General features: G+C 56.2%; 6 protein-coding genes. All 6 read right to left on the bottom strand.

All coding sequences use genetic code 11. The features are described from left to right. On the bottom strand, positions 1-1089 hold a 1089-nt coding region (gene sucC, locus Q1W15_RS23495; protein WP_300733460.1), incomplete at its 3' end, for an ADP-forming succinate--CoA ligase subunit beta. 227 nt (positions 1090-1316) lie between these two features. Beyond that, positions 1317-2753 (bottom strand): dihydrolipoyl dehydrogenase, encoded by a 1437-nt coding sequence (gene lpdA, locus Q1W15_RS23490; RefSeq protein ID WP_300733457.1) that lies wholly within the window; start codon positions 2751-2753, stop codon positions 1317-1319. A 99-nt stretch (positions 2754-2852) separates the two neighbouring features. After that, positions 2853-4067 carry a 2-oxoglutarate dehydrogenase complex dihydrolipoyllysine-residue succinyltransferase gene (gene odhB / locus Q1W15_RS23485; RefSeq protein WP_300733454.1) on the bottom strand — a complete coding sequence of 405 codons (1215 nt, stop codon included), beginning with the start codon at positions 4065-4067 and terminating at the stop codon, positions 2853-2855. Positions 4068-4107: 40 nt separating this feature from the next. Further along, positions 4108-6939 carry a 2-oxoglutarate dehydrogenase E1 component gene (locus Q1W15_RS23480; RefSeq protein WP_300733450.1) on the bottom strand — a complete coding sequence of 944 codons (2832 nt, stop codon included), beginning with the start codon at positions 6937-6939 and terminating at the stop codon, positions 4108-4110. Between the two features lie 258 nt (positions 6940-7197). Then, positions 7198-7902 carry a succinate dehydrogenase iron-sulfur subunit gene (locus Q1W15_RS23475; RefSeq protein WP_300733447.1) on the bottom strand — a complete coding sequence of 235 codons (705 nt, stop codon included), beginning with the start codon at positions 7900-7902 and terminating at the stop codon, positions 7198-7200. Positions 7903-7913: 11 nt separating this feature from the next. Beyond that, positions 7914-9361: succinate dehydrogenase flavoprotein subunit (gene sdhA, locus Q1W15_RS23470; protein WP_300733444.1), on the bottom strand; the 1448-nt coding region annotated here is incomplete at its 5' end.

The raw sequence follows: 9361 nt of genomic DNA, 5'->3' as shown, positions 1-9361 counted from the left end.
TTCTGCCAGTACTTTAGCGCCCAGTTCAGCGTTGTTGCCTTCAAGGCGCACAACCACCGGGATTTTCACGCCGACTTCTTTCACTGCACCGATGATGCCTTCGGCAATCATGTCGCAACGAACGATGCCGCCGAAGATGTTAACCAACACTGCAGCGACATTGCTGTCGGACAGGATGATTTTGAACGCTTCAGTTACGCGTTCTTTGGTTGCACCGCCACCAACGTCAAGGAAGTTGGCTGGCTTGCCGCCATGCAGGTTGACGATGTCCATGGTACCCATGGCCAGGCCAGCACCGTTGACCATGCAACCGATGTTGCCTTCCAGCGCCACGTAGTTCAGTTCGAACTGGGCAGCGTGCGCTTCGCGCGGATCGTCTTGCGACGGATCGTGGAAAGTTTTCAGCTTGGGCTGACGGTACATCGCGTTTGCGTCGATGTTGATTTTTGCATCGAGGCAGTGCAGGTCGCCGTCAGTCTTGATAACCAGCGGGTTCACTTCCAGCAGGGCCAGATCGTGGTCCTGGAACAGTTTGGCCAGACCTACGAAGATCTTGGCGAACTGAGCAACTTGCTTGCCTTCCAGACCCAGCTGGAATGCCAACTCGCGACCCTGGAATGGCTGAGCGCCAACCAGTGGATCGATAGTGGCTTTCAGAATTTTTTCTGGCGTGTCGTGTGCGATCTTCTCGATGTCCACGCCACCTTCGGTGGAAGCCATGAACACGATACGACGGCTCGAACGGTCAACGACAGCGCCCAGGTACAGCTCTTTAGCGATATCAGTGCACGATTCAACCAGGATCTTGGTGACCGGCTGACCATTGGCATCAGTCTGGTAGGTCACCAGACGCTTGCCCAACCACTGTTGTGCGAATGCTTTAGCGTCTTCTTTGCTGCGAACCAGCTTTACGCCGCCCGCTTTACCGCGACCACCTGCGTGAACCTGGGCTTTTACAACCCACTCGGTTCCGCCGATTTTGTCGCACGCTTCTGCGGCCGCTTCCGGGGTGTCTACTGCGTAACCCTTGGATACTGGCAGGCCGTACTCAGCGAACAGCTGCTTACCCTGATACTCGTGAAGATTCATGCTTTTTACCGTCTTCGTTAGGTACTGCGCATTCGGCGCTGCACTTTTATTAGTGCCGCACCACCTGTGACTGCTGCTTGTGCTGCTTTAACAAACCCGGCCATTGCGTGAACAAAGTCCGGGGCTGGATAAAACAAGACAAGACTGCGTCCGGCGGAAGTTCCGCGGTGAGGCTTGCGTGCAAGGCTCACGACGGGCAAACCGCCGTGGTTTCTTATTGTCTGGTCTTAACGTTTCTTACGGTTGGCAATGTGGATGGCACCGCCATTCACAGCCAGCGCTGCTTCGTGCAACGCTTCGGACAGGGTTGGATGGGAGAAAACCATCATGCCCAGGTCCTCGGCACTGGTGCCGAATTCCATACCGATTGCGCCCTGCTGAACAAGCTCTGCAGCGCTCGGGCCAATCACGTGGACGCCCAGTACGCGGTCAGTTTTGGCATCAGCAATGACTTTTACAAAGCCACCGGTATCGTTTGCTGCCATGGCACGGCCACTCGCGGCGAACGGAAAGGTGCCGACGTTAACTTCAACGCCTTCAGCTTTCAAGGCCTGTTCGGTTTTACCCACCCACGCGATCTCAGGGTGAGTGTAAATAACCGATGGAATCAGGTCGTAGTTCATCTCGGTCTTGTGACCTTTGATGCGTTCAACAACCATGATGCCTTCTTCGGAAGCCTTGTGAGCCAGCATCATGCCGCGAACCACGTCACCGATGGCGTAGACGCCTGGAACGGTGGTCGCGCAGTGATCATCAACGTGCACGTAGCCGCGCTCGTCGAGGGTCACGCCGCTGTCAGCGGCCAACAGGTCGGTGGTCACTGGACGGCGGCCAACCGCTACGATCAGCTTGTCAAACGTGATGGTTTGCTCGCCGTCTTTATCGGTGTAGGTCACAACGACTTCTTCGCCGTTGACCTTGGAACCGGTAACGCGTGCACCCAGTTTGATGTCCAGACCTTGTTTGGTCAGGGTTTTCAACGCTTCTTTCGAAACAGCGGTGTCGGCAGCCAACAGGAACGTGTCCAGAGCTTCCAGCACGGTCACTTCAGCACCCAGACGGGACCATACCGAACCCAGTTCCAGACCGATCACGCCAGCGCCGATGACGCCCAGACGCTTAGGTACGGTTTGGAATTCCAGAGCGCCGGTCGAATCAACGATCACGTTTTGATCGACTGGAGCGGGTGGAATGTCGATTGGTCGCGAACCTGGAGCCAGGATCACGTTTTCGGCTTCAATGACTTCAACCGAACCGTCTGGCTTGGTGATTTCAATGCGTTTGCCGGCCAGCAGTTTGCCGTGGCCCTGAATCGAGGTCACACCGTTAGCTTTGAACAGGGTCGCAACGCCGGAGGTCAGGCCTTTAACAATGTTGGCTTTACGGCCAACCATTGCTGGCACGTCCATGTTCACTTCACCCGTGGTGATACCGTGGATAGCAAATGCGTCCTTGGCTTCGTGATACTTCCAGGAGCTGTCCAGCAGCGCCTTGGAGGGAATGCAACCAACGTTCAGGCAAGTACCGCCCAAGGCCAGCTTGCCTTCTTTGTCGGTGTATTTTTCGATGCATGCAGTCGAAAGACCCAGTTGCGCGGCCTTGATGGCGGCAACGTAGCCGCCAGGGCCCGCACCAATCACTACGACGTCAAATTTCTGTGTCATGAAAATAGATCCTCTATTTGCGACAAGCTTTTAGCCACAAGCTGCAAGCCAAGCTGCTTTTTCTTACAGCTTGTAGCTCGCAACTTGCAGCTGCTTCAATCAGATATCCAGAAGCAAGCGAGCCGGGTCTTCCAGCAGATTTTTGATTGCTACCAGGAAACTTACAGCTTCTTTGCCGTCGATCAAACGGTGATCGTAGGACAGAGCCAGGTACATCATCGGACGGATTACAACCTGACCGTTGACTGCCATTGGACGCTGAAGGATGTTGTGCATGCCCAGGATTGCGGCTTGCGGCGGGTTGACGATCGGAGTCGACATCATCGAACCGAAAGTACCACCGTTGGTGATGGTGAAAGTACCACCGGTCATTTCGTCGATAGACAATTTGCCATCACGGGCTTTCTTGCCGTAAGCAGCGATGCCGCCTTCGATTTCAGCCAGGCTCATCAGTTCAGCGTTACGCAGTACTGGAACGACCAGGCCACGGTCGCTGGAGACGGCAACACCGATGTCAGCGTAGCCATGGTAAACGATGTCCGAACCGTCGATCGAAGCGTTAACCGCCGGGAAGCGTTTCAGCGCTTCGGTAGCCGCTTTCACGAAGAACGACATGAAGCCCAAGCGTACGCCGTTGTGGGACTTCTCGAACAGGTCCTTGTACTTCGAACGCAGTGCCATGATTTCGGTCATGTCGACTTCGTTGAACGTGGTCAGCATCGCCATGTTCGACTGAGCTTCTACCAGACGCTTGGCCACGGTAGCGCGAACGCGGGTCATCGGAACGCGTTTTTCTACACGGTCGCCAGCAGCGAAAACCGGAGCAGCAGCGGCTGGAGCAGCAGCCTTGGCAGGCGCAGCAGCAGGAGCAGCCTTTTTGGCAGCAACAGCGGCAACAACGTCTTCTTTGGTCACACGACCGCCTTTGCCAGTACCGGCAACGGAAGCGATGTTGATGCCGTTTTCTTCAGCGATTTTGCGAGCAGCCGGAGCAGCAACCGGATCGTCTTCGCCATCAGCAGCAGGAGCAACAGCCTGAGCGGCTGGAGCGGCAGCAGCCGGAGCAGCGGCAGCGCCGCCTTCAACGATAGAGCCCAGTACTTCGTCGGACAGAACGGTGTCGCCTTCGTTCTTGACGATTGCGCCCAGCACGCCGTCAGCAGTGGCCAGTACTTCCAGCACTACCTTGTCGGTTTCGATGTCAACAATCAGGTCGTCACGCTTGACAGCGTCGCCCGGTTGCTTGTGCCAGGTGGCAACGGTGCCATCGGCAACCGATTCCGGGAAAGTAGGGGCTTTAATCTCGATAGCCATGTTCGTGGTTCCTTAAATTCGGTTTCAGTGCGCGAAGGCGTTAAACAGTAAACGCGTCTTGCAACAGTTTGGCCTGTTGCTCAGCGTGCATCGATGCGTAACCACAAGCAGGTGCAGCAGAAGCGTCACGGCCCGCGTACTCGAGTACGAGAGACTTATCGTGACCGCTGATGATGCGGCGCATGTGGTGTTGGCTGCAGTACCAAGCACCCTGGTTCATCGGCTCTTCCTGACACCAAACAATATGTTTGACGTTTTTGTACGGAGCCAGGACTTCAATCAAGTCGTCCTCAGGGAATGGGTACAGTTGCTCAAGACGCACGATAGCGATGTCATCACGACCTTCAGCACGGCGTTTTTCCAACAGGTCATAGTAGACCTTGCCGCTACACAGGACGATGCGATCGACTTTCGCCGGATCTTGTGCATCGATCTCTGGGATAACGGTCTGGAACGAACCTTCTGCCAGATCTTCCAGGGTCGAGATTGCCAATTTGTGACGCAGCAACGACTTCGGTGTCAGTACCACCAGCGGCTTGCGCAACGGACGGATCACCTGACGGCGCAACAGATGGTAGATCTGCGCTGGCGTGGTTGGCATGCACACTTGGATGTTGTGCTCTGCGCACAGTTGCAGATAGCGCTCAAGACGTGCCGACGAGTGCTCCGGGCCCTGACCTTCATAACCGTGTGGCAGCAACATGGTCAGACCGCACAGACGGCCCCACTTGTGCTCACCGCTGGTGATGAACTGGTCAATCACAACCTGAGCGCCGTTGGCGAAGTCGCCAAACTGGGCTTCCCAGATCACCAGCGCGTTAGGCGTAGTGGTCGAGTAACCGTATTCGAATGCCAGAACCGCTTCTTCAGACAGCAGCGAATCGTACAGGTCAAAGCGTGGCTGACCTTCGTACAGGTGCTTCAGAGGAATGTAGGTGCCAGCATCTTTCTGGTTGTGCAACACAGCATGACGGTGCGAGAACGTGCCACGGCCAATGTCCTGACCGGTCATGCGAATCGGGTGACCTTCGAACGCCAGGGTCGCGTATGCCATGGTTTCGGCATAACCCCAGTTGATCGGCAGGCCGCCGGCTTGCATTTTTTGACGGTCTTCGTAGATCTTCGCAACCTGACGCTGAACCACGAAGCCTTCTGGAATTTCCAGCAGCTTGGCCGACAGTTCTTGCAGGGTTTTCAGATCGAAACGCGTGTCGTGACGCGCTGTCCAGGCGTGGCCCAGGTACGGACGCCAGTCAACAAACAGCTCTTTGTTCGGTTCCTTGACCAGACTTTTCACAACATGCAGACCGTTGTCCAGCGCGTTGCGGTATTCGTCGATCTTGGCCTGAACGCGTTCTGCATCCACCACGCTTTCTTGGGTCAGACGTTCCGCATACAGCTCACGGGTAGTGCGCTGCTTAGCGATTTGCTGGTACATCAACGGCTGAGTACCGTTTGGCTCATCGGCCTCGTTGTGACCGCGACGGCGGTAGCAGAACAGGTCGATCACCACGTCACGTTTGAACTGCATGCGATAGTCGATAGCCAACTGGGTCACAAACAGCACGGCTTCCGGATCATCGCCATTCACATGGAGGATCGGTGCCTGAATCATTTTCGCGACGTCAGTGCAGTACTCGGTAGAACGGGAGTCTTCCGGGTTGCTGATGGTGAAGCCAACCTGGTTGTTGATCACCAAGTGAACCGTACCGCCCGTCTTGAAGCCGCGTGTTTGCGACATCTGGAAGGTTTCCATCACCACGCCCTGACCTGCGAATGCAGCATCACCGTGGATGGAAATTGGCAGTACTTTTTCGCCAGTCGTGTCATTACGACGATCCTGACGTGCACGCACAGACCCTTCAACCACCGGAGAAACGATTTCCAGGTGGGAGGGGTTAAACGCCATTGCCAAGTGGACTTCGCCACCGGAGGTCATGACGTTGGAGGAGAAGCCCTGGTGATACTTGACGTCACCGGAACCCAACTCGATTTTTTTCTTGCCTTCGAACTCGTCGAACAACTCGCGCGGGTTTTTACCGAAGGTGTTCACCAATACGTTCAGACGGCCGCGGTGAGCCATGCCGATAACGATTTCCTTGGTGCCGTAATTGCCCGAACGCTGAATCAACTCGTCCAGCAAAGGAATCAGGCTTTCGCCGCCTTCCAGGCCGAAGCGTTTGGTACCCGGGTATTTGGTGCCCAGGTATTTTTCCAGACCTTCAGCTGCTGTTACGCGCTCAAGCAGGTGGCTTTTGACATCAGCCGAGTAAGTCGGACGGCCGCGCACGCTTTCGAGACGCTGCTGAAACCAGTGGCGCTGCTCGGAATCGACGATGTGCGTGAACTCGGCGCCAATGGTGCGGCAATATGTCTGCTGCAACGCTTCGAGAATTTCGCGTAGGCTCGCTTCCTCTTTGCCGATGGACAGGTCGCCGGCACGGAAGGTCGTATCAAGATCGGCATTGGTCAAGCCGTAATGATTGATCGACAGGTCTGCAGGTGCAGGACGCTGCCACAGCCCCAGCGGATCAAGCTGGGCTGCCTGGTGGCCGCGCATCCGATAGGCCTGGATCAATCGCAGCACTTCAACCTGCTTTTTCTCGTGCTCGCTGCTCACGCTCCCGGCAGATACCGGTTGAGCGCGGCGCTGGTTCTTTGCCAGCAGCACGAAATGGTCGCGGATTGTGGAGTGCGAAACATCGTTGGCAGAGTTGCCGTCAGTAGGCAACGTCTGAAATTTGGTGCGCCATTCTTCTGGCACAGCGTTAGGGTCGTGCAGGTAGAGCTCGTAGAGCTCTTCCACATAGGCAGCGTTACCACCTGAAAGATAGCCGCTGTTCCACATGCGCTGCATCACGCTTTCTTGCATGCTTGGTCACCCTCGGTTAGGGGACACCATCGACGAGAACACCAGAGCATGCTTGAAAAAGTCCGAATACAGCGACTAAAACAAGCCACTTGGATCACGCTGATAGTCCGGGTACCAGCCCGGATGCCCCTGCTGGTCTCATTTCTTCAAAATAAGAGCCGCAGCTTTTTGAGCTGTTGCTCAGGTTATAGCTACGGCGCCGGTTGAAGCCTGCGCCGTAGCATCTACGGTTACAGCGGTATTACGTACAACTTTGTATCAAACGCCACTTTGCAGCAGCATGCTACGCACGTGACCGATGGCCTTAGTCGGGTTCAGGCCCTTCGGACACACGTTGACGCAGTTCATGATCCCGCGGCAGCGGAATACGCTGAACGGGTCATCCAGCGAAGCCAGACGCTCATTGGTCTTGGTGTCACGGCTGTCAGCCAGGAAACGGTAGGCTTGCAGCAGTGCAGCAGGGCCCAGGAACTTGTCCGGGTTCCACCAGAAGGATGGGCACGACGTCGAGCAGCAAGCACACAGGATGCACTCGTACAGACCGTCGAGCTTTTCACGCTCTTCTGGCGATTGCAGACGTTCAATGGCCGGAGCCGGAGTATCGTTCTGCAGGAACGGCTTCACTTTCTCGTATTGCTTGTAGAAGATGCTCATATCGACGACCAGGTCACGAATAACCGGCAAACCTGGCAGAGGACGAACAATCAGCTTGTTACCTTTGACGACAGCAGACAGCGGCGTAACGCACGCCAGGCCGTTTTTGCCGTTGATGTTCATACCGTCGGAGCCGCAAACGCCCTCACGGCAAGAGCGACGATAGGAGAAACCTTCGTCCTGCTCTTTGATCAGGGCCAGTACGTCCAGCACCATCAGGTCTTTACCGTGGGTATTGACCTGGAATTCCTGCATGAACGGTGCTGCGTCCTGATCAGGGTTGTAGCGATAAACACTGACTTTCAACATATCGGCCACCCTTAGTAAGTCCGAACCATAGGTTCGAAGGTCGGAACGGTTTTCGGCGAGAAGTTCACCGCACGCTTGGCTACGCGCTTGTCACCCGGGAAGTACAGGGTGTGGCACAGCCAGTTAACGTCGTCACGATCTTCGAAGTCTTCGCGGGCGTGAGCACCACGCGATTCTTTACGGACTTCAGCAGCGATTGCAGTCGCTTCAGCCACTTCGAGCAGGTTTTGCAGCTCAAGGGCTTCGATACGGGCCGTGTTGAACGCCTGGCTCTTATCGTTGATTTTCACGTTGGCGATGCGCTTGCGCAGGTCAGCCAACTGGGCAATACCCTTCTGCATGTATTCGCCGGTACGGAATACACCGAAGTAGTTCTGCATGCAGCTTTGCAGCTCTTTACGCAGGGTTGCCACGTCTTCGCCATCAGTGCGTGAGTTCAGGCCGTCCAGACGTGCCAGGGCAGCGTCGATGTCGGACTGGCGTGGACGGGCGTAATCAACGCCTTCTTTGAGGGTCTGCTCAAGGAACAGGCCGGCAGCACGACCGAATACCACCAGGTCGAGCAGCGAGTTGCCGCCCAGACGGTTGGCACCGTGCACCGATACGCACGCCACTTCACCCACTGCGAACAGGCCAGGGATGATCTGGTCGTTGCCGTCGGCGTCTTGAGTGATCGCCTGGCCATGAATGTTGGTGGCAACGCCGCCCATCATATAGTGGCAAGTTGGAACTACTGGAACGGGAGCCAGTACCGGGTCAACGTGTGCGAAGGTCTTGGACAGTTCGCAAATGCCTGGCAGACGGCTGTGCAGAACTTCCTCACCGAGGTGGTCAAGTTTCAGCATTACGTGGTCGCCATCTGGACCGCAACCGTTGCCCGCGATGATTTCTTTAACCATCGAGCGTGCAACTACGTCACGACCAGCAAGGTCTTTGGCGTTCGGAGCGTAACGCTCCATGAAACGCTCGCCGTGCTTGTTGATCAGGTACCCACCTTCACCACGGCAACCTTCGGTAACCAGTACACCGGCGCCGGCAATACCGGTCGGGTGGAACTGCCACATTTCGATGTCCTGTACCGGCACGCCAGCACGCAGCGCCATGCCAATACCGTCGCCGGTGTTGATCAGGGCGTTGGTGGTGGACGAGTAGATACGGCCTGCACCGCCAGTCGCCAGTACGGTCGCGTTAGCGCGAACGTAAGAGGTTTCACCGGTTTCGATGCAGATAACGATCATGCCGACGAAATCGCCAGCCTCGTTCTTAACCAGATCGACACCGTAGTATTCGTTCAGGAATACAGTGCCGGCCTTGAGGTTGGCCTGGTACAGGGTGTGCAACAGTGCGTGACCGGTACGGTCGGCTGCAGCGCAAGTACGCGCAGCCTGGCCGCCCTTGCCGAAGTCCTTGGACTGACCGCCGAAAGGACGCTGGTAGATACGACCCTGTTCGGTACGGG

This window comes from Pseudomonas sp. (genome assembly GCF_030150285.1).
GTDB lineage: Bacteria > Pseudomonadota > Gammaproteobacteria > Pseudomonadales > Pseudomonadaceae > Aquipseudomonas.
This window is presented reverse-complemented; position numbering and strand designations above follow the sequence as displayed.

Coding starts and splice junctions, on each gene's coding strand:
- lpdA (WP_300733457.1), bottom strand. CDS start 2,753: ATGACACAGAAATTTGACGTCGTAGTGATTGGTGCGGGCCCTGGCGGC.
- Q1W15_RS23480 (WP_300733450.1), bottom strand. CDS start 6,939: ATGCAAGAAAGCGTGATGCAGCGCATGTGGAACAGCGGCTATCTTTCA.
- odhB (WP_300733454.1), bottom strand. CDS start 4,067: ATGGCTATCGAGATTAAAGCCCCTACTTTCCCGGAATCGGTTGCCGAT.
- Q1W15_RS23475 (WP_300733447.1), bottom strand. CDS start 7,902: ATGTTGAAAGTCAGTGTTTATCGCTACAACCCTGATCAGGACGCAGCA.